This window comes from Phycisphaerales bacterium (assembly GCA_040221175.1).
Taxonomy (GTDB): Bacteria; Planctomycetota; Phycisphaerae; order Phycisphaerales; family UBA1924; genus JAHCJI01.
On the sequence record JAVJVK010000001.1, the window covers coordinates 450,493 to 471,220 of the forward strand.

The 20,728-nt window shown below is 65.7% G+C and carries 17 protein-coding genes and 1 pseudogene; 9 read left to right on the top strand and 9 right to left on the bottom strand.

Features of this window, described 5'->3' with window-relative positions:
• Positions 1 to 2: 2 nt before the first annotated feature.
• The 5 genes from RIE32_01890 to RIE32_01910 are packed head-to-tail and all read right to left on the bottom strand — an operon-like array spanning position 3 to position 3,109.
• A complete protein-coding gene (locus tag RIE32_01890; protein MEQ9094995.1) occupies positions 3 to 764 on the bottom strand; it encodes an SDR family oxidoreductase in 762 nt (253 codons plus the stop codon).
• Entirely contained in the window at positions 754 to 1,029 is a 276-nt protein-coding gene (locus tag RIE32_01895; GenBank protein MEQ9094996.1) for a hypothetical protein, read from the bottom strand. The genes RIE32_01890 and RIE32_01895 overlap by 11 nt, the downstream gene beginning before the upstream one ends.
• A complete protein-coding gene (locus tag RIE32_01900; protein ID MEQ9094997.1) occupies positions 1,026 to 1,586 on the bottom strand; it encodes a hypothetical protein in 561 nt (186 codons plus the stop codon). Before RIE32_01900 ends, RIE32_01895 begins: the two co-directional genes overlap by 4 nt.
• Positions 1,579 to 2,163, bottom strand: coding sequence for a sigma-70 family RNA polymerase sigma factor (locus tag RIE32_01905; protein ID MEQ9094998.1), 585 nt, complete (start codon positions 2,161 to 2,163; stop codon positions 1,579 to 1,581). The genes RIE32_01900 and RIE32_01905 overlap by 8 nt, the downstream gene beginning before the upstream one ends.
• A gap of 7 nt (positions 2,164 to 2,170) precedes the next feature.
• Positions 2,171 to 3,109: a hypothetical protein gene (locus RIE32_01910; protein ID MEQ9094999.1), complete on the bottom strand. Its 939-nt coding sequence runs from the start codon at positions 3,107 to 3,109 to the stop codon at positions 2,171 to 2,173.
• Positions 3,110 to 3,345: 236 nt separating this feature from the next.
• Here RIE32_01910 and prfB point away from each other — a divergent pair.
• Positions 3,346 to 4,374, top strand: a pseudogene (prfB, locus tag RIE32_01915) (peptide chain release factor 2).
• Between the two features lie 18 nt (positions 4,375 to 4,392).
• Here the strand turns inward: prfB and rfbB are convergent.
• The 4 genes from rfbB to RIE32_01935 are packed head-to-tail and all read right to left on the bottom strand — an operon-like array spanning position 4,393 to position 7,601.
• Positions 4,393 to 5,451, bottom strand: a complete 1,059-nt coding sequence (gene rfbB / locus RIE32_01920) for a dTDP-glucose 4,6-dehydratase (GenBank protein ID MEQ9095000.1) — start codon at positions 5,449 to 5,451, stop codon at positions 4,393 to 4,395.
• Entirely contained in the window at positions 5,444 to 6,307 is an 864-nt protein-coding gene (gene rfbD / locus RIE32_01925) for a dTDP-4-dehydrorhamnose reductase (protein MEQ9095001.1), read from the bottom strand. The genes rfbB and rfbD overlap by 8 nt, the downstream gene beginning before the upstream one ends.
• Complete coding sequence (locus RIE32_01930) at positions 6,304 to 6,840, bottom strand: hypothetical protein (GenBank protein ID MEQ9095002.1); 537 nt, start codon at positions 6,838 to 6,840, stop codon at positions 6,304 to 6,306. The genes rfbD and RIE32_01930 overlap by 4 nt, the downstream gene beginning before the upstream one ends.
• On the bottom strand, positions 6,837 to 7,601 hold the full coding sequence (locus RIE32_01935; GenBank protein MEQ9095003.1) for a sugar phosphate nucleotidyltransferase: 765 nt from the start codon (positions 7,599 to 7,601) through the stop codon (positions 6,837 to 6,839). Before RIE32_01935 ends, RIE32_01930 begins: the two co-directional genes overlap by 4 nt.
• A 279-nt stretch (positions 7,602 to 7,880) precedes the next feature.
• On the opposite strand from RIE32_01935, the gene RIE32_01940 reads away from it, so the two are divergent.
• The 8 genes from RIE32_01940 (at position 7,881) to RIE32_01975 (ending at position 20,670) form a co-directional block, all read left to right on the top strand.
• Positions 7,881 to 9,638, top strand: a complete 1,758-nt coding sequence (locus RIE32_01940) for an ABC transporter substrate-binding protein (GenBank protein MEQ9095004.1) — start codon at positions 7,881 to 7,883, stop codon at positions 9,636 to 9,638.
• A gap of 35 nt (positions 9,639 to 9,673) precedes the next feature.
• Complete coding sequence (locus RIE32_01945; GenBank protein ID MEQ9095005.1) at positions 9,674 to 11,263, top strand: ABC transporter permease subunit; 1,590 nt, start codon at positions 9,674 to 9,676, stop codon at positions 11,261 to 11,263.
• Positions 11,264 to 11,276: 13 nt separating this feature from the next.
• Positions 11,277 to 12,716 carry an ABC transporter permease gene (locus RIE32_01950; protein ID MEQ9095006.1) on the top strand — a complete coding sequence of 480 codons (1,440 nt, stop codon included), beginning with the start codon at positions 11,277 to 11,279 and terminating at the stop codon, positions 12,714 to 12,716.
• 232 nt (positions 12,717 to 12,948) lie between these two features.
• On the top strand, positions 12,949 to 15,558 hold the full coding sequence (locus RIE32_01955) for a hypothetical protein (protein ID MEQ9095007.1): 2,610 nt from the start codon (positions 12,949 to 12,951) through the stop codon (positions 15,556 to 15,558).
• 98 nt (positions 15,559 to 15,656) lie between these two features.
• A complete protein-coding gene (locus tag RIE32_01960; protein MEQ9095008.1) occupies positions 15,657 to 17,465 on the top strand; it encodes an SLC13 family permease in 1,809 nt (602 codons plus the stop codon).
• A gap of 44 nt (positions 17,466 to 17,509) precedes the next feature.
• On the top strand, positions 17,510 to 18,370 hold the full coding sequence (locus tag RIE32_01965; GenBank protein ID MEQ9095009.1) for a sulfotransferase domain-containing protein: 861 nt from the start codon (positions 17,510 to 17,512) through the stop codon (positions 18,368 to 18,370).
• A gap of 159 nt (positions 18,371 to 18,529) precedes the next feature.
• Positions 18,530 to 19,579 (top strand): NAD-dependent epimerase/dehydratase family protein, encoded by a 1,050-nt coding sequence (locus RIE32_01970; protein MEQ9095010.1) that lies wholly within the window; start codon positions 18,530 to 18,532, stop codon positions 19,577 to 19,579.
• A gap of 62 nt (positions 19,580 to 19,641) precedes the next feature.
• Positions 19,642 to 20,670, top strand: a complete 1,029-nt coding sequence (locus RIE32_01975; GenBank protein MEQ9095011.1) for a hypothetical protein — start codon at positions 19,642 to 19,644, stop codon at positions 20,668 to 20,670.
• Positions 20,671 to 20,728 lie beyond the last annotated feature (58 nt).

The window sequence follows — 20,728 nt, forward strand, 5'->3', positions numbered from 1 at the left end:
GCTCAGGCCAGCCAGCGGCCGCCATCGAGGCGGATGACCTCGCCGTTGACGTAGGTGTGGTCCAACGCCAGCGCGGCGACGAGCTTCGCGGCGTCTTCGGGCGTGCCGGCGCGGTGGAGGGGGACGCGCTTGAGGTAGGCCTGCTGGGCGTCTTCGTCGCTCTCGTAGCCGCTCTCGGGCCAGGCGACGACGCCCGGGGCGACGGCGTTGGCGCGTGCCCCTGGCGCCAAAGCGCGGGCGAGGGTGCGGACAAGCTCGGTCAGGGCGGCCTTGGACATGCTGTAGGCCGCGAAGTCCTTCCGTGGGCGGCCCATGGCGTGGATGTCGGCCATCGCGACGACGGCCCCGCCCCCGGGCAGCGCCGAGGCGCGCAGCCGGTCGGCCAGCGCGGCGGTGATCAGCAGCGGGCTGGCGGCGTTGATCGCGTAGAGCCGCTGCGTGGTGGCCCAGTCGAGGTCGCCGTCCAGGGGCGTTGGGAAGTAGGCCGAGGCGTTGTGGACCAGCACGTCGAGCCGGCCGGCATCGCGCACCGCGTCGGTGCACGCCCTGGCCGCGGCATCGGGATCGGCCAGGTCGCACGCGAAGGTCTTTACGCGCACGCCGTGGTCGCGCTCGAGCTTCTTCGAGAGCGTGCCCGCCTCGTCGCCGCTGGTGTTGTAGGTGATCAAGAGATCGAGTCCGCGGCGGGCGAACTCGGTGGCGATGGCCGCGCCCACGCGCCTGGCGCCGCCGGTGATGAGGGCGACGGGTCGGTTACCGCTCATGATCGTCCTCGCCCAGCAGGTCGCTTGCGCTCGGGTCGGGCACGGCCCGCTTGCCCGATTCGGTCCACGCGTCGACGTGGGGCGTCCTGGTTGGCGACTGGCCGCGGCGCGTGCGGCGGAGGCTGGCCAGCACGAGGAGCCCGACCGTCAGCACGATGGCGGCCAGCGCCAGGCCCAGCAGCAAGAACCAGCCGCGGGCGAGCGGGCTGGTCGGACCGGGGCCGGGGCTGGCCTGGGCGAGCAGGGTGAAGAACGCGTCGATCACATCGGACGGTATGGCCCAAGGGCGGCCAGGGTTGCGGATGCGTCGGGCTCCATGCCGCTGGGGCCAAGGTCCGTCTCGGGCCGCTCGTGGTACACCAGCGTGACGCGGCCGCCGATGCGGATGATGCCCGCGGGGGTGCCGGCTTCTTTCAGTAGGGCGAGCGCCTGCTGGTCGGTCAGCCGGTCGGCCATGTCGATGGGGGTGGTTTCGACGCGTGCGACCGTGGGCGTGGGGGCGATGGCTGCGATGCGCTGCGCCGAGCCTGCGGGCTCGGCGGCGAGCGTGGCGGCCAGGCCGGGCGTGGTGGCCACGCGGGTGACGATAATCGTCGGCTCGGCCGCGTCGCCCGGGCCGGTGGCGACGGGCAGGGTCGACGGCGCGATGCGGACCGGCGCGAGCGCGTAGGCCAGCACGGTGGCGCCCGCGGCCAGCAGCACCATGGCCGCGGCGTGCCGGCGGGCGCGGCGACGCGCGCCACGATGCGCGACGGCCTGCTGGCCCAGACGCAGGATCTCGGCCTTGCGGGCGGCGATGGCGGGCATGGGCAGGTCAGTCATGGGTGTCTCCCTTCGGTTCGGCTCGCATGCTGGCGGTCAGCGTGGCCAGGCCGCGGCGGACCAGGCCGTGCGCGGCGTGGCGGCTGAGGTCCATCGCGCGCCCGACGGCCGAGAGCGACAGGCCCGCGCCCATGTGCAGTCGCAGGGCGCGCCACTGCTGGTCGTCGAGCTGGGCGATGGAGCGTGCCATGAGGTCGGCGAAGTCCGACTCGGCCTGGGTGTGGGCACCGGGCGACCGGTACCGGGCTTCGCGCCGTTCGCGGGCGGCCTCGGCGCGGATCCGGTCGACGGCGCTGCTGGCGATGGCGGTCTTGAGCCAACTCCGGCAGGCGCCCCACGAGTCCATGGGCGGCAGCCGCTTCGCCGCTCGCACGTACGCGTCCTGCACGGCGTCGAGGCAGAAGCTTTCGTCCTTGCCGGTCAGCCGTCGCGCGTCGGCGAGCGCATCGTCGAACGTGGCCTCGTAGAACACGGCGAATGCGTCCTGGTCTCCCCTGGCGAAGCGCGTGGTGATGGCCCGGGCGTCGGGGAGTTCGCCCGGGCCATCGAGTTGGTGCAGCGGGGCCGCTGGGGGCACGGCCGGCTCAGTTGCCGCCCCGGTCGCGCTCGTCGGCGCGTCGGCGGTCGAGTTCGGCCTGCAGGTTGATGATGTGGGTTTGCAGTTCGGCGATGGTGCGTTGCAGTTCGAGCACGCGGTTGCGCATCTCGTCGGCTTCCTGGATCCGCTTGACGAGTTCTCCGGTGTTCTTGACCCCGGTCATCTGGTAGATGTTCTCGACCTGGGACTTGGACTCGCCGCGCAGCCGAGCCTCCATCGAGCGGCGCAGGTTCACCAGCGTCTGCTCGATGACGCCGCCCTGATCGTGCGTGACGCGGGCGAAGACAAGGCCGGTCTCTTCGTGGTAGCGGATCTCGGCTTCTTCGGCGGCACCCGCGATAGAGAGGGCGGCTTGGATGGCGCTCAGCACGGCGTCGGCGGACATCGCACCGCCGCCGGTGGTGAGTTCGGTGATGGAATGCACGGCGGTGATGCGGTCGGACTGGCCCACGAGCATCTGGCCCCTGGGCGTGGAGATGTACTGCGGCGAGTTGTCGAGCGTCACGGCGTAGACGCCGTCGCCGACCGGGGCGATTTCCCACCGCACCGTGCGGCCGGCGCTGAGCGTCGTGGGGCTGCCCGCCGAGGTGTAGGCGAGGCTCTGCAGCGTCGATCGCAGTTCCGCGTCGGCGACCTCGAAGGGCGGGATGGGGATGTTGGCCGCCTCGGAGCTGTAGAGGATGTTGACCGGACGCTGGGGCGAGGCGGCCTTCAGGGCGTCGACCAGATCGGCCAGCGTGCCGCCTTCGAAGTCGATGGTGATGAGGTGGGGCTGTTCGGCTGGCCGGGCGCCGCTCGACGCCTGGCTCCGCTGGGTCTGGGGTTGGGTCCGCTGAGTTTCGGATTGGGTTCGCTGAGCCAGCACCGGCTGGGCGTGCGCGGTGACGAGCAGGGCGGCGGCGGTCAAGGCTGCAATGCGTCGCATGTCGTTCTCCTTCGGCTTCGGTTCGGGGCGTTTCTCTCTCCACATGGATGAACGGAGCCGACGCCCCCGCGCGGCGCGGGTGGAACAGATTTTTCCGCCCGGCCCGCTACCATCCCCCTTCCCCAGTCTCCGACACGTGATTATCGCAGGATGGACCACCATGCACTTTGACGCCCACCAGCCGGTCATTGACGACCTCGAGGCGCGGATCTTGACAATCCGCGACTCTCTTTAACTACGACAGCAAGCACGAGAAGCTCACCGAGCTCGAAAACAAGATGGGCGAGGCGACGTTCTGGGATGATCCCGACACTGCCCAGAAGACCGTGGCGGAGTTGAAGGTCATCAAGGCCCAGATCGCCCCGCTCGACAAGGTCGTGGAAGCCTTCGAGGAGGCCCAGGTCGCCTACGAGATGGCCCGCGAGGGCGACGACAAGGACCTGCTGGCCGAAGCCGACCAGGCGCTGTACGAGCTCCAGGAGTCGATGGACAAGGTCGAGATGCAGAGCCTGCTCAGCGGCAAGCACGACCACCGGAATTGCTATTTCACCATCCACGCGGGCGACGGCGGCACCGAGGCCAACGACTGGGCCGAGATGCTCTTTCGCATGTACCTCTACTATTTCGAGAACATGGGCTTCAAGGTCGAGGAAGTCTCCAAGGGCTACGGCGTGGAGACCGGCATCGACCACATCACCCTGCACATCAAGGGGCCGTTCGCCTTTGGCTACCTGAACTGTGAGCGCGGCACGCACCGGCTGGCACGGGTGAGCCCCTTTAACGCCCAGGGCAAGCGGCAGACCAGCTTTGCCACCGTCGACGTCACGCCCGAGTTCGAGGACATGGACGTGCAGATTCCCGACAAGGACCTGGAGATCACGTTCTTCGCGCGGTCGAGTGGGCCGGGCGGGCAGAACGTCAACAAGGTCGCCAGCGCCTGCCGCGTGGTGCACAAGCCGACGGGGCTGATGTACGTCGCATCGAGCCATCGCGACCAGCCGCAGAACAAGGCCCAGGCGCTCACGCTGCTCCAGGCCAAGCTCGAGCAGATGGAAGAGGAGAAGCGCAACGCCGAGATCAAGGAGGCCGCCGGCGGCGATCTGAATCGCGGTTGGGGCACGCAGATTCGCAGCTACGTGCTCTACGACAACCGCGTGAAGGATCACCGAACGAACGTCGAGGGCAACCCCACCGACGTGCTCAACGGCAAGATCGACAAGTTCATCGACGCCGAGCTGAAGCGGCGGCGGTCGCAGAAGAACTGATCGTTCAGCGGCCCCGAGTCAAGACGAAGCCGCGCCGTACATCTTCTCGTAGTAGTCGCGGTACGCCCCGCTGCGGACGCGCTGCCACCACTGGGCGTTGTCCTGGTACCACGTAATGGTGTCTTCCAGGCCCTTGGGCCAAGCGCTGCGCGTGGGTTGCCAGCCCAGCTCGCTCTTCATCTTGCTTGCGTCGATGGCGTAGCGGCGGTCGTGGCCCAGCCGATCGGCCACGGGGCGGATCATCTCCTTGCCCTTGCCCATGACATCGAGGATGGCGTGGGTGAGCTCGAGGTTGCTGCGCTCGTTGTTGCCGCCGATGTTGTAGACCTCGCCCGCGCGGCCTCCCTCGAGCACGGCCAGGATGGCCTCGCAATGGTCGACCACGTGCAGCCAGTCGCGCACGTTCTTGCCGTCGCCGTACAGCGGCACCTGTTCGCCCTGCATCAGGTTGGTGACGAACAGCGGGATGACCTTCTCGGGGAACTGGTACGGCCCGTAGTTGTTGCTGCACCGCGTGACCAGCACGTCCATGCCGAAGGTGCGGTGGAATGCCATCGCAAGCATGTCGGCGGCGGCCTTGGAAGCCGAGTAGGGGCTGGACGGATCGAGTGGTGTCGATTCGGTGAAGAGTTCCTCGGGCTCGTCTATGGGCAGCGAGCCGTAGACCTCGTCGGTGCCCACTTGGAGGAAGCGGCCGGCCTTGCCGTCCTCGCTCCACGTGTTGCGGCAGGCTTGCAGCAGCACCTGCGTGCCCAGCACGTTGCTGGTGATGAAGGGCGACGCATCCTGGATCGACCGATCGACATGGCTCTCGGCGGCGAAGTTGACCACCGCGTCGCAGTCGCTCACCAGCGATTGCACCAGCGGGCCATCGGTGATGTCGCCCTTGACGAAGGTGTATCGCTCGTGTCCCTCGATGTCGGCGAGGTTCTCAAGGTTGCCCGAGTAGGTGAGGGCGTCGAGGTTGGTGATGCGAACGCCGGGCCGCCACTCGAGCACCGAGCGCACGAAGTTCGAGCCGATGAAGCCGCAGCCGCCGGTGACGAGCAGGTGCTTGAAGGTCTTCTTTTCAGGCATTGGTGGTTCCTTCCGGCACGCGACGCAGCACGTCGGCCAGGTTGTCCTTCCAGTGGGGCATGGGGCCCAGTTCGGCTTCGGTCTGGCTGATGTCCAGCACGCTGTAGGCTGGCCGTTTGGCGGGGCGTGGGAATTGATCGCTGGTGCAGGGCTCGATGGTGGCGGGGGCGCCGGTGAGGCGCTTGATTTCCTGGGCGAACTCGTACCAGGCGCACTCGCCGCCGTCGGTGGCGTGCCAGTGGCCGCGGGCGCCGTTGATCGCGAGGTTGATGGCGCACCGTGCCAGGTGCTCGGCGGACGTGGGCCGGCCGCGCTGGTCGTCGACGATCGACAGCGAGGGTTTCTCGGCAAGGAGCTTGCGCATCGTCAGCACGAAGTTCCTGCCCCAAGGTGCGTATAGCCAACTCGTGCGCAGGTGCAGCCAACGGCTTTCGTCTGCGGCCTCCATGGCCTCTTCGCCGACGGCCTTGGAGCGGCCGTAAGCATTCAAGGGCGCGCGGTCGTGGTCAACGGGGTAGGGCTCTTGTCCCCGACCATCGAATACGTAATCGGTGCCGAAGGTCACGAGTACGTCGGCCTTGCCGGCCTCCAGGACCTGTCCGATCGCGTGGCCGTTTGCCTGGGTCGCCTCGGCCTCGTGCGATTCGGCCCCATCAACGTCGGTCCATGCGGCACAATTGAACAGGACGTCGCACGCCTGCATGCTCGCGATGCTGTCGGGGTTGGACAGATCGACGTCATCGCGCGAAAGCGCCGTAAAGGGCGTGCCTTGCGCAGCAAGTTCGCTCATGACGGCTCGGCCGAGCATGCCCGTGCCTCCGAGCACCAAAATCGACTTGCCGCCCAGTTCGCTCATCCGTGCTGCACGCTCCACGGGAATTGCTCGACGGCATCGTGGGCCATGCGAAATTCATCCGGCGTGCTCGGGTCGTACTGGTGCGTGACGTAGTACAAAAGGCCCGCGGGCTCGTGGCCGACGGTGGCGCAGCCGTGCCAGAGTGGCGGGGGGATGATCACCACGCCCGGGCGACGCTCGCCGACGACGGCCATCCAGCGGCGGCCGTCGCTCTCGCGGAAGACGCCGGTCTTGACGTGGCCGTTGATGCACAGCCAGAAGTCGGTCTGCTTGGTGTGACGGTGCCAGGCCTTGATGACGCTGGGGTACATCACCGAGTAGTTGATCTGTCCCGCCGGCCCGAGGACGCCCTGCATGAGGTTCATGACCGACCAGCCGCGATCGTCGGCAAAGATCGACGCGGGGATCAGCAGCGGCTCGAGTTCTTCCTTGGCCATTTCGAAGGCCTCGGCGGGCGAAAGCTGGACCGTGCGGATGGGCTCGGGCTTGCGCGCCTCGGCGGCGGTGGGCATGTCGGCGATCGAACTGGTCATGCGTTCGCTCCGGCGGGCAGGCGCACGTGGTTGGCCCCGCCCTCTTTGACGAGGTTGGACGCGCGGTGCAGGCTCTCGAAGGTACCCGCGTCCGTCCACCAGCCCTCGAGCGTCTCGTAGGTCAGGTCGCCGCGCTTGAGGTAGAAGTTGTTCACGTCGGTGATCTCGAGTTCGCCTCGCGCGCTGGGCTCGAGGCCGTCGCACATCTCAAACACGTCGGCGTCGTAGAAGTAGATGCCCGTGACGGCGCTGTTGCTGGGCGGGTCGCTGGGCTTCTCGATGATCTCGGCGACCTTCTGGTCTTCGCCTTCGCCCTCGAAGCGGACCACGCCGAAGCGTTCGGGGTCGTCGACGGTCTTGAGCAGCAGTTTGGCGCCGCTTTGCTGGGTGAAGAAGTCGCCGGCGGCCTTCTTGATATTGCCCTCGATGATGTTGTCGCCCAGCACCACGCAGATCTTCTCGCCGTCGGCGAAGTCTTTGGCCAGGCGCAGCGCGTCGGCGATGCCGCCCTCGCCCTCCTGATAGGCGTAGGCCAATCGCTTCACGCCAAGATCATGCCCGTTCTTGAGCAGCTTGAGGAAGTCCCCGGCGTGCTCGCCACCGGTGACGATGAGGATCTCGGTGATGCCGGCGTTGAGCAGGCACTGGATGGGGTAGTAGATCATGGGCCGGTCGTAGACCGGCAGCAGGTGCTTGTTCGTCACCAGGGTCAGCGGCCGGAGCCTCGTCCCGAGCCCGCCCGCCAAGATCACACCCTTCACTGCCCACCTCCTCGTGGTTGGTCCCGGTCCCGTTATCGACCATCAATTGGATCGACTCGCGTCGGGCCGAAGACGGGATATCCCCACGCCATGCGCATCGGCGGATGCGGTATTGTTGACCGGGCGTGAGCCTAAACCCGTTTTGAGTTCCGAAGTTGGCGCGGACGGGGCGGGCCGGTATCCTGCATCCCCAGGAACTGGACCATGCCCGGGTGGGCCCGACCGACCCCCCTTCCGAAAAGGAGGCCAGCGGTGAGTGCAAACAGAATCCTATCGACTGTGACGGTGGTGACCGCGATGCTGCTGGCGTCGCTCGCCCCGGCCCAGCAGACCGTCCTGCGCCTGCCCATGAGGACGGCCGGCCCCAACACGCTCGACCCAGCCCAGGGCTCGACCACCTACGAGAACATGGCCGTGTCGCAGGTCTACGAGACCCTGCTGCAGCCAAAGTACACCGACCCCAACGAACTCGAGCCGCTGCTGCTTGCCGAGATGCCCACCAGCTACACCGACGACCAGGGCCGCAAGGTCTGGAAGTTCAAGCTGCGTGAGGACGCCAAGTTCCACGACAACGCGTGCTTCCCCGATGGGGAGGGGCGTCAGGTGACGACCGACGACGTGTTCTACTCCTGGAAGCGTCTGGCCGACCAGCGCGCCAGCGAGGGCAAGAACTGGTGGCTGCTCAAGGACACCATCGTCGGCTTCGACGAATACAAGGCCCGCCAGGACCAGGCGCCCGAGTTCGACTACGACGCACCGGTCGAGGGCCTGCGCAAGCTCAGCGACACCGAATTCGAGGTCGTGCTCCAGCAGCCGGTGTACCGCTTCATCTGGGTCCTCCAGATGTTCCAGACCTCCATCGTGCCACGCGAGGCCGTCGAGCACTACAACGCCAACGGCCAGAACGGCTTCTCGGCCAACCCCGTGGGCACGGGACCGTTCATGTTCCGCGAGTGGCGGCCCAAGCAGTCGTACGTGGTGGTCAAGAACCCCGAATATCGCGAGGTCTACTACCCCAGCGAGGGCTGGTCGGCCGAGGACGTCGAGCGCGGCCTGGCCGATGCCGGCGGCAAGCGAATTCCGATGGTCGACCGCCTCGAGTTCGCGATGTACGTCGAGAACAACCCGCTGTGGCTCGACTTCGAGAACGAGAAGCTGGGCTACATCGAGCTGCCCTATGACTTCTTCGAGAAGGCCTTCAACGCCCGCACCAAGCGCATCGACCGTGGCCTCAGGCGCAAGGGCGTGACCTACGTCGTCGAGCCGCAGCTGGACTTCATCTTCCGCTCGTTCAACATGGAAGACGAACTCGTGGGCGGGTACACGCCCGAGAAGGTTGCACTTCGCCGCGCCATCAGCCTGGCCAGCGACCTCAACGAGATCAACGAGTCGTTCTACGCCGGTCTGTGCACCATCTACGACGGTCCCATTCCGCCGGGCCTGGACGGCCACCCCGAGGGGCACAAGGTCGAGGACAGCTGGATGGGGCCCAACCTCGAAGCCGCTCGCGAGCAGCTCGAGCTGGCAGGCTATCCCAACGGCCAGGGCCTGCCGCCCATCGAGTACGTCACCAGCCGCGGCGGCCAGAACAAGGAAATGACCGACATGCTGGTCCGCCAGCTCTCGCAGGTCGGAATCCGCCTTGAGCCCGTGCTGGTCGACTTCCCTGATCTCATCGCTCGCGTCAACCGCCGCGAGGTTCCGTTCTTCGGCTTCGCCTGGGCCAGCGACTACCCCGATGCGGAGAACAACCTGGCGCTCTTCTACTCGCCCAATGCCTCGCCGGGCAGCAACCACGGCAACTACAGCCGGCCCGAGTACGACGCGATGTACGAGAAGGCTCGGCTCATGGAGCCCGGGCCGGAGCGCACGGCGATGTACGAAGAGATGCGTGACATGATCATCGCCGACGCGCCGTTCGTCGGAGCGCTCGCGCGGAACCGCTACTTCCTGATCAACGACCACATGAAGAACGCCAAGCCCACCCAGCGGTTCTGGTCGTGGTTCAAGTACTGCGACACCGACCAGACCCGCTAAGACCGGTCACGAGCACGAAAGGCGGCTGAACCGGCATGTGGGCGTACGTCCTCCGACGCATCCTGTACAACATCCCCGTGTACATGGGGGTGATCCTTTTTCTCATGATCCTGCTGCGCCTCACCGATCCCGTGACGGCGTACCTGGGCAAGTATCCGACCTACGACCAGTACACCACCAAGCGTTCGGACTTCGGACTGGACAAGCCGCTTCTGGGCGACTGGCAGATCGGTGGCCGAACGTGGGAGTCGCGTGAAGGCGGTCTCGGCGGGAGCTACCTGGAGAAGGGCCGCGGCACCGGCAAGGCCCACGTGCAGTGGACCTTCGACCTGCCCGCGGGCACGTACAAGGTGCAGGCCACCTGGCCATCGATCGAAGACAACGATGGCAACGCGCAGTCGGTCGGAGAGGCGGGCCTGGTCTGGGTGCGCCTCATCGAGGGCGACATCGCGCTGCGCACGGTTTCCATGGATCAGACGCGTCCTCCACGTTCGATCGAGGTTGATGGCACGGGTTGGGCCGATCTGGGAAGCGTGGACTTGTCGTCGGGCGACCCGTTCACGGTGCGCGTGCTCGATGATTCGAGCAAGGGGGTGGTCATCGATGCCATCCGCATCGAGCCCGTTCGCGTCGCCACGGGTGAAGTTCCAGGGCCCATGGTTGCCGACGCGGATCCCGACGCCCCGAACGTCGAGATCGTGGACGATCCCTGGACGGTCGGGGGATGGGCCCGCAGCCTGTGGGACAATCAGTATTTCGCCGCATTAGGCCGCATCGTGACGCTGCGATTCAATCAGAAGAGTTGGTCGGTCGAGAGCCAGAGCGTGGGCGAGATCATCGCCACGTCGATCGTGCCCAGCCTCTCAGTCACCCTGCCGGTGCTCGTGCTGACCACGCTCATATCAACGAGCCTCGGCCTGCTCGCGTCGTTCAATCGTGGTAAGCCGCTCGATCGCGGCGTGATGTTCCTGGCCGTGCTGGGCATGAGCATCAGCTACCTGGTATACGTGATCGTGGGGCAGTACTTCGGCGCCCAGTGGCCTCGCCTGGCGTTCGATCTGGAGATCTTCTCGACTTTCGGGTACGAGCCGGTGCTGCCGATCTGGTCGCAGGTGAAGCAGGGCCTGATCGATAACGGGGTCGAGGATCCGGGCTTCTTCAACATCCTGCTGTCGTGGTTCGGATCGGTGCCCAAGTCGCTGAGCAAGTGGCCCTATTACTGCCTCCTGCCGGTCATCATCGGCGTTATCGTGGCGATGGGCTACGACACGCGGTTCTATCGCGCCGTGATGGTCGAGGAGTGCAACAAGGACTACATCCGCACGGCCCGCGCCAAGGGCGCCAGCAATCGGCGGGTGATGTACCGCCACATGCTGCGAAATGCGCTCATTCCGATCATCACGCGCGTGATGATTTCGTTGCCCTTCATCATCATGGGCTCGCTGCTCGTGGAGATCTACTTCGGCATTCCGGGCATGGGCCAGCAGCTCTTCACGGCGATCACGAACAAGGACTTCCCGGTCGTCGAGGCCATCACGGCCCTGCTGGCGGCGCTGTTCATCATCACCAACATCCTGACCGACGTGCTCTACGCCGTGGTCGATCCGCGGGTGACTCTGAAGTGAGAGGGGCGAGGCGTTGAGCGGATCGTTGCTGGACCGCAAGATCGAAAGCGAACTGGCCGAGGGCAAGGTCGGCTGGTTGAAATCGCTGCGCCGCTCACGGGCGTTCCGGACCTTCGTGCGCGACAAGGCGGCGGTCGTCGCCCTGTGCGTTATCGCCGTCTATATCTCGATCGCCGTGCTGATCGTCGGGTCGCAACTGGCCAACAAGATCTCGGGTGGTCGCCTGTCGGACACGTTTATCGTCAAGGAGCTTTCGCTCGAGCGCTCGACCGAGCGCGTGGGCCCAGACAGCCTGCCGGGCTTCTTCGAGCAGGCTGGCCCGGCCAAGCAGATCGAGCACGCCGACTTCTACATGTCCGACATCGAGCGTGCCCTCAGCCGCCAGGATCCGCAGGTCGCCCTGGATGCGATCTCGTTCGCCGAGCGCGACGTGGCCGAACTTCCGGTGGAGGAACTGCGCGAGTTGATGACGCAGGCGCGCGATCAGCTCGAACTGGTCGACCAGCTCTACCTCGATCTGGAGCTCTTCCGGGAAGATCTCGCGTACGCACGCGACGACCTGGAGTTGGCCGAGACCGAGGAAGAAGCCGAAGAGCTGCGGGCCGAGATCGAGGCGCTTGCCGCGTCGATCCCCGAAGCGAAGATAGAGCTGGACGCGGCCATCGAGCAACTGCAAGCCGACGTACGGGCGCTGCTGCCCGACCCGACGGGGTTTGACGGGATCATGTACGACCTGCGGCTTTCGCTGGGCACCGACACGGCGGGGCGGTCGATCCTCTGGCGAGCGATCTACTCGATTCGCGTGGCAACGCAGGTTGGGCTGGTGTCGGCCATCATCGCCGTCGTGGTGGGGGCCTTCCTGGGCGCGACGGCTGGCTTCTTCGGCGGCTGGGTCGATCACTCGATCGTGTGGCTCTACTCCACGCTTTCCAGCGTGCCCTACATCGTGCTGCTCACCGTTGTGGCGTTCGTGTTCGGCTCGATGGAACTCACCGTGCCGTTCACCGACGGCATCAAGGTGCACCAGACGCTCATCCCGATGTACGTGGCCTTCGGTGTCACGTTCTGGATCGCGCCATGCCGGCAGATCCGCGGCGAGGCGCTGAAGATTCGCTCGCTCGACTACGTCCAGAGTGCCACGGCCCTTGGCGCAGGGCGGTTCTATATCCTGCGCAAGCACATCATTCCCAACGTGCTGTTCCTGGTGTTCATCAACTTCTCGCTGATCTTCATCGGCGCCATCAAGAGCGAGGTCATCCTCAGCTTCCTGGGCATCGGCGTGCAGGGCCAGCCGAGTTGGGGCGTGATGATCAGCGAGTCTCGCAGCGAGGTGCTGAACCAGTTCTTCTGGCAGATCGGCACCGCCACAGCGTTCATGTTCGGGCTGGTGCTGGCGTTCAACGTCTTCAGCGATGCGCTGCAAGACGCGTTCGACCCCAAGCACGCCCGCTAGGTCCGCAAGTACCAAATAAAAACCACACGCTCTCGCCTTCCCGCAGGAGCGTGTGATTGCATCTGCGCAGAAAAAAACACGACGTCCGACAGCAACCGGGCGCCGTGTTTAGGAGGAGAGAGACAAGACAAGACAAATATGCGCCGGTTTTTCTGGCACGCCAGCCATTCTTGAAAGAAAATGTTCAGAGGGTTGGATCCTGGCGATCCTGCGAGCGAGAGGGGCGAGCGAGATGCTGATCGGGCGTCGTATTTCCGTCATGGCGGGCTTTGTGCTCGCATTTTGTCTGGCATGGCCGCTCTCGGCGGGCGTGCGGGTGACTTCGCCCGATGCGCGACTGATCATCGCCTCTGAGACGCTGCCCGGCACGATCGACACCGGCCAGTGGTCGCTCATGGTGTGGGTCTTTGCCCAGGAAGCCACGACCGAGCCCAACTCGATCCTCACCGTCGGCGGCCATCTGGCGGTGGTTGCCGCCCCCGATGGGATCGAGGTCACCGCTCAGCACGATGCATACCAGGCCTCGCTTCGGCTCGACACGCCCTTGGAGCCTGGCCGCTGGCACCTGCTCGCGGTGTCAGTCGATTATCGGGCCAGACTCGCGGCCGCATGGCTGGCCACCGATCAGGGAGACGTGAGCGAGTCCGAGATCGGATCGGCTTCCGATCGCCTTCGCCGAGCGACCGATGCCCGGCAATTTGCCCGTGATCGCCAGCAGGTTGGACGGCCGCAGGTCGGGCCGCGATCGGCGGTTCGGTCCCTGGGTCTTGGTCAGGCATCGCTCGACGCGCCCGACCCGATGCTCGTGCCTGACGGCTCGGGCCTGCAGCTGGGCGCCTCGCCGCTGGGGCTTCCTTCGGCAATGCTGGTGTTCGATGCATTGGCGATCCGCAACCACCCGCTGAATGACACCGACGTTCGACGGGTCTGGCTCAGCCGCGATTACTACGCGCCGCACGGCCTGGACACGCGCGACGACGGGGGGCGGATGGACGGGTGGCGTGGTTGCGAGTTCCTTGCGTTCCACGCCGTCGGCCCCGGACCCATTGGTCCGGGCCTGCCAGATGACAAGGCCTCGTACGTAGGCGGGCCGGTCAGGCCGACCAATGTCATACTCCTCACGCAACCCAGAGAGCGCATCGAGCCGCTGAGTTACGCATTCATGACGGTCGTGCCCGTGCCATACGCGGCGGGCCTTGTTCATTCCAGCCGGCTCGAACCTGACCTGGACGGATTCTTCGAGATCGAGCGTCCGCCCTTCGATGCGCCGACGGAAGCCATCGGTCCGCTCGGCGAAAAGGGCCGCATGCTGGCCACCGAGCCCACCGGCCTCCTGCGCGTGCTCGTCAGTGCAAATAGCCGGGGCGTTCGCGGTACGCTGGGGCCGCAGCCCTGGCCCGAGGGCTTTGCGCATGGGTTCGTGCAAGCCCTCTTACCGCGCATGGCGGGGGTGCTGATGCGGCCAGCGACTGTGATCGACGTTCGCGGTGGCTGGTTTGGCCTGGATACGTCACAATCCACGCCTGACGTGACGCTCGTCCGCCCGCTGCACGCGCGCACCGACGCCTGGGCAGACTGGACACGCTTTGGCAGCGGGACCCTGCCCGCCGTCAGCCGAGGACCGGGGCCGGCAATGAGCATCTCGCCCGGCGGGGTGTATCGGCTCAGGTGCGGACCGGTGGACGGCAGCCTGCTCCGGGCCGATGAGCCGCTGGTGGTACGTTCGACGCTACTTGCCTTCCCGGGCTCAAGCACGCTGCTGTGGACGCCCGAGCGTGGCTTCATGCAACACGGCGAGGGCCTGCCGACCGGTGGGCAGGCTGAGGTTCCGCTCGATACCACGCGCGTTGCGCTCACGTTTACTGACGACGATCGGTTCATCGGCGAAACCCTGCTCGTGCTCGGCAGGGTGGTCGACGTACGTCCGGGCGACGCGGTGGTCGTGATCGCCGGCCCGGCTCGCGGGTCGGTTTCCGTCGTGACTGCAGCCGAAGTCGCCAACGGCGTGACATCCGTGACGTTGTCTCACCCGTTTGGTCATCGACCCGAGGCGGGGGCCGAACTTCGGATTGGTCCGTGGCGCTTCGTTTCCGTGGAGCATCGATTCGAGCCGGTGCCCGCCGGCGACGATCGCAACTGGCGCGGTCAGGTGCTTCGTGCGGCGGACGACGATCTGCTGGGCCTGATGCACTATGCCACCAGCGCATGGCGACCGGACGTGGATGGGTACCTCTTCGGGTCGGCCGGCCAGAGCGGCCAGGGCTACACGCCGCAACTGGAGAGCGCTTTTCCGGGTTCGCTCGCTGCGTGGGCCGTTGAATCTCAGGTGGACGTGTGGATCCAGGGCCTGGCCCAGCAAAGCTCTCAACCCAGCGTCATGCGCGAGTACCTTGATCGATTGCGCGTGGGCCTGGGCGAAGATGCCGAGATCATCTGGGCCAGCGATGGGGTGCATGCGCATACGACCCATCATGCGTGGCATCGCTATCTCGAAGAAAACGCCGCCGATGCGGGCGTCGCGGCGATCTTCGCCGTGGGCCATCCCAGGGTGGGCTCGTACTTCGCCCAGGCCGCCAGCGGCATGCGGACAGACGATGCACACTTCTCGAGCTTCGGAAGCCGGGTCATCGCCGAAGCCTGGCTCGACCAGTTGCGGGACCTGACCGGGGGCCCTTGCGAGCGGGCCGATCACAACCGCGACGGCGTGGTCGACGTGTTCGATCTTCTGGCGTTCCAGTCGGACTGGCAGGACCGCAATCCCAGGGCCGACCTCGACGGCGACGGCGAGTTCTTGATCTTCGACTTCCTCCTGCTTCTGACCGCTATCGACCAATGTCGGTGAACCCACGCCATCCTGCCGCCATATATCCTCTCCGCCGCCGATAGCCGATGTAGCCCTTGGCGATCGGTTCTTGCACGGTTCGAGGGGAGCAGGCGTTCATGGGTATCGAAGCCGTCATCGTGCTGGGCATCGTGGCGGCGGTGCTGCTGGCCCTGATGTTCACCCGGATCGCGGCCGACGCGATCATGGTGTCCGCATTGACGGCCCTCCTGGTGGTGCCCGTACCGACCGATACGGGCATAAAGCTGGGCGTGTTGGATCCCGGTCAGGCCATCGGTGGATTCGCGAGCACGGGCCTGGCGACGGTGGCGGTGCTCTTCGTCGTCGTGACGGGCCTGAGAGAAACCGGCGGCATCGACTGGATCTCGGCCCGCGTTTTGGGTCGGCCGCAGTCCATGCGGACGGGCATGGTGCGCATGACGCTTCCGGTTGCGGGCATGAGCGCCTTCCTGAATAACACGCCAGTGGTCGCCCTGATGATCCCGGCTGTCTCCGACTGGTGCAAGCGCACGGGGTTGTCGCCGTCCAAGTTCATGCTGCCGCTGAGCTATGCGGCCATCCTCGGCGGCACGTGCTCGCTCATCGGCACCAGCACGAACCTGGTCGTGGCGGGGATGGTCATCGATCAAGTTGATCCGGACCAGCTTGATCCCATCGGCATGTTCGACATCACCTGGGTAGGCCTGCCATGCGTGGTGGTTGGCCTTGCCTTCCTCCTGCTCCTGGGGCCCAGATTGCTGCCGAATCGCGGCTCGCCGGCCAGCGTCATGGCCGATCCCAGGGAGTACACGCTCGAGATGATCGTGCCAGAAGGCAGCACGCTGGCAGGAAAGACCGTGGAGGCCGCGGGCTTGCGGAATCTGCCCGGGTGCTTTCTGGTGGAAGTCGAGCGCGAGGGTGGTGTGATGGCGGCGATGGGGCCCCACACCGTGCTCCGCGCAGGCGATCGCCTCGTGTTTGCGGGCGTCGTCGAAGCGATCAAGGACCTCCAGGCGTTGCGCGGATTGACGCCGGCGACCGACCAGGTGTTCAAGCTCGATTCTCCTCGTTTTCGCAGACGCTTGTTCGAGGCGGTCGTCTCGCGCACGAGTCCCGCGGCTGGGCAGACGATCCGTGCCGGTCGGTTCCGCAATACCTACGACGCGGTGGTCATCGCCGTGGCAAGAGAGGGCGAACGGTTGAAGGGCAAGCTGGGCGACATCGAGCTCAAGCCCGGCGACACGTTGCTGCTCGAAGCAGACCCGGGCTTTGCCGACCGACACCGCAATTCGCGCGACTTCCTGCTTGTCAGCGCGTTGGAAGACTCGGCGCCACGGCGCCACGCCCGCGCGCCGCTGGCGGCCGTGTTCCTTGCGGGAATGGTTGCGCTTGCCGCCCTGGGCGTGCTCGATATGCTCGCCGCCGCCCTGGTGGCCGCCGGGCTGATGGTGGTCACGCGGTGCTGCACCATCACCGAGGCCCGTCGCAGCATCGACTGGTCGGTCCTCATCGTCATCGGCGCGGCCCTGGGGCTCGGTGAGGCGCTGCGCGTATCTGGCGCTGCGGCCGGCATTGCCGACGTCATTCTCGGCACCGTGGGACAACATCCGTGGATGGTGCTGCTTGCGATCTACGTGATCACGAGCCTGGCAACGGAGGTGATCACGAACAACGCGGCGGTCGTACTCGTGTTTCCGATCGCCGTCGATGCCGCGACACGGATGGACGTCAGCCTGATGCCCTTCGTGATCGCCATCATGATCGGTGGCTCGGCCAGCTTCGCGACGCCACTGGGCTACCAGACCAACCTGATGGTCTACGGCCCGGGAGGTTACCGATTTGCTGACTTCCTGCGCGTCGGCATTCCGATGAACGTGATTATCGGGATTACGGCCGTAATTCTCGCGCCACTCGTCTTCCCGTTCTGAGGTGGATCCCGGCTCGTCCGCACGCCGGGCGCTAGGCTCGGCACATGTCCGCGGGAGAGGACTTGCCCGAAGCGATCGGATCGCCGCTTCCGGCCGGTGTGCGGCCCGTGGTGGTCGCATCGCATCGCCGCTCGGGCACGCACTTGATGCTCGACTTCCTCCGCCGGCAATTCGAGGCGTGTTGCCCACCGTTCCGCCTGGGCGTCAACCCGCATCGATACCTGTACTTTGTCATCGATCGCTTCCGACCCGAGCATCGATCGCATGTGGGCGTGCAGGCGTGCCAGCGCATGATGGCCACGGCGCCCATGCCGGCGTTGAAGACCCATAGCACGCCCGATTTTCCGGGCATCATCGCCGAAGCCAGGCCTTTGTGCGAGGCGGCCCTGCGCGAGGGCGTGGTGCTCTACTGCGTCCGCGACGTTCGGGCGGTGCTCGCGAGCCTTCATGCGTTCGAGCGTGTGACGAAGGAAACAGCGGCAAGATCATTATCGGACTACATCAGACAGGATGTTGGCGGGCGGAATCGCGTTCGATACTGGGCCGACCATGTCCAGGCTTGGTCGAACCTGTCGCCCGCGGCTCAGGTCATTCGATACGAGCACATGGTCGGTGATCCGGGGTCCATGCTCGCTCACCTTGCTGCCTGGCTCGGTCAGGAACCACGACGCCGAGAGCCCCTGCTTCCGCCCAAGCTCAAGTATCGCCAACAGTTGTGGCTCGCCCGTCTCACGGGTATCCCAGAGAGCACCAATGTTATGGGACGAAAACTGGGCGTCCGGCCTCACGACTGGCGGACCGCCTACACCGACGCCGACTTAGCCTTCCTGGAAGAGCATGCCGGAGACACCATGCGAACGTTGGGGTACATCTCTGGCGACGATTGGAATGCCAGCCCGGCATGAACACGGCGACCCCGCCGGGCGAACCAGCGATCCGGCGGACGATCGTGCGAAGGTGTGTTCCGGACGACGAGCGCTCTAGCATCCGTCGACCCCGCGAGACGGCCTGAGATCGCGGGTTGTTTTTGTGTCATCGAGGCTCAGGTCCATCGAGGAGCGGACATGCCGGGCGAGTTGGTTGTAGTTGCGGGCGGTGGTGGTTTCATCGGCGGGCACTTGGCTGCGGACCTGCTGCGTCAGGGTTTCCGAGTGCGTTCGGTCGATCGCAAGCCGATGGAAGAGTGGTACCAGGTCCACAACGACGCCGAGAACCTCGTGGCCGACCTCAACGGCATCGATGCCTGCCGACAGGCCTGCCAGGGGGCCGACCAGGTCTACCAACTCGCCGCCGATATGGGTGGCATGGGCTTCATCGAGACCCACAAGGCCGAGTGCATGCTCAGCGTGCTGATCAATACGCACATGCTCATGGCCGCCCGTGACGCGGGGGTCAAGAAGTTCTTCTACAGCTCCTCGGCGTGCGTCTACAACGGCGACAAGCAGACCGACGAGGACGTCGTCGCCCTGAAGGAAGAAGACGCCTACCCCGCCCTGCCCGAAGATGGTTACGGGTGGGAGAAGCTCTTCAGCGAGCGCATGTGCCGACACTTCCGCGAGGACTATGGCATGTACACCCGCGTGGCCCGCTACCACAACGTGTACGGCCCCTTCGGCACCTGGGAGGGCGGCCGCGAGAAGGCGCCCGCCGCCATGTGCCGCAAAGTAATCGAGGCCAAGCTCAGCGGCGATCATTCGATCGAGATCTGGGGCGATGGCAAGCAGACCCGTTCGTTCATGTACATCGACGACTGCGTCAACGGCAGCCAGAAGATCATGAACAGCGACAGCATCGAGCCGCTGAACCTGGGCAGCAACGAGCTGGTGACCATCAACGGCCTGGTCGACATCGTCGAGGACATCGCCGGTATCAAGCTCGACCGCAAGTACAACCTCGACGCGCCTAAGGGCGTGAACGGCCGCAACAGCGACAACACGCTCATCGAGAGCGAGATCGGCTGGTCACCCTCCATCCGCTTGCGCGACGGCATGGAAAAGACGTACAAGTGGATCTACGACGAGCACATGAAGAAGTACAACGGCAAGGTGCCTCAGCGCGAGGCCGCCCCCAAGGGCGCTCACGTGGGCAAGGCCAAGGCGGGCGCTGCCGGTTGAGAGCGGCAAGGTACGAGGGAGAGATTGACGTGAGTACGCGAACACTATCTATTCTCGCGGCGATGGCGATCGCCACGATCGGCGCGCCGCTGGTCATTGCGCAGGGTGAGGCCGAGCCAGCGATCGCGACGCCGGCACAAGACCTGCATCCTGCCGCGATGAAGATCGCCGAACAAGTGGTCAAGGCGCTCGGTGGCCGCGACCGCGTCGCCGCAATCAAAACGCTCCGGGTCGTGACGCACGATGCCGAGCACGCCAGCCTGAAGTACGAGCATCACTGGTCCCGCAACGGCGGCTGGGCGCTGAAGGTACTCCAGGAGGAGTATCCTCCGCAGATCACCGCATCCTCGGGCGACCTTTCGTGGCGGCAGAATGCACTCGACGAGGCGCCATCGCTCATCAGCGGGGAGCAGGTCTCGTCGGCGCGTCGCTCGGTTGACTCCCATGTGAGGCTCGCGACGCTGCCGTCGTACGCCCGCGAACGATTCGCCTCGTTCACGGTGGGCGAGCCGACCGAGTTCAACGGCGCCGGCGTCACGGTCCTGCAATTCGAGGAGAAGGACAGCGATGCGTCCGGCGTGATCTATGTCAACGCCGATTCGATGATGCCCGAGGGTTGGCAGCGGTTCTGGCCCAAGCAGGGCGGCGGCCGGCACACGATGCTGGAAATCTTCCACGAATGGGCGCCGACCGAGGGCGTGCAGTTCTTGCGGAAGTGGACGACCCAGTCGGACATGTTCGGCATGGAATCGCCGGTGACTGTTGTTGAGACGGTCGAAGTTAATACGCTCAAGGCCACCGACTTTGAACCGCCCGCAGAACTCAAGGAGCAGGTCCGGCGTGCCGCAGAAGCGGCCAAGACGGAGGGCGACGAGCCGATCGCGTTGGAGGACTTGGACGATGCTTCACGCGAGCAGGCGAAGGCGATATTGAACGATCTCCGATCGCTCGACGCGGACACCAAGCGAGAGGCCTTGAACGAAGGCCAATCAATGCTTGATCAGGTCGACGATCCTCAGCAGCGCCTCATGGTTCGCTACGTCATTCAAGAATTGAAGGCCATGCTGGAAGCCGAGGATGGCTCTGGCTGAAGACGACCGGATTCGCAGAATTCGGTCGCCCAGCACTCATCGCCGCATACGCGGTGTA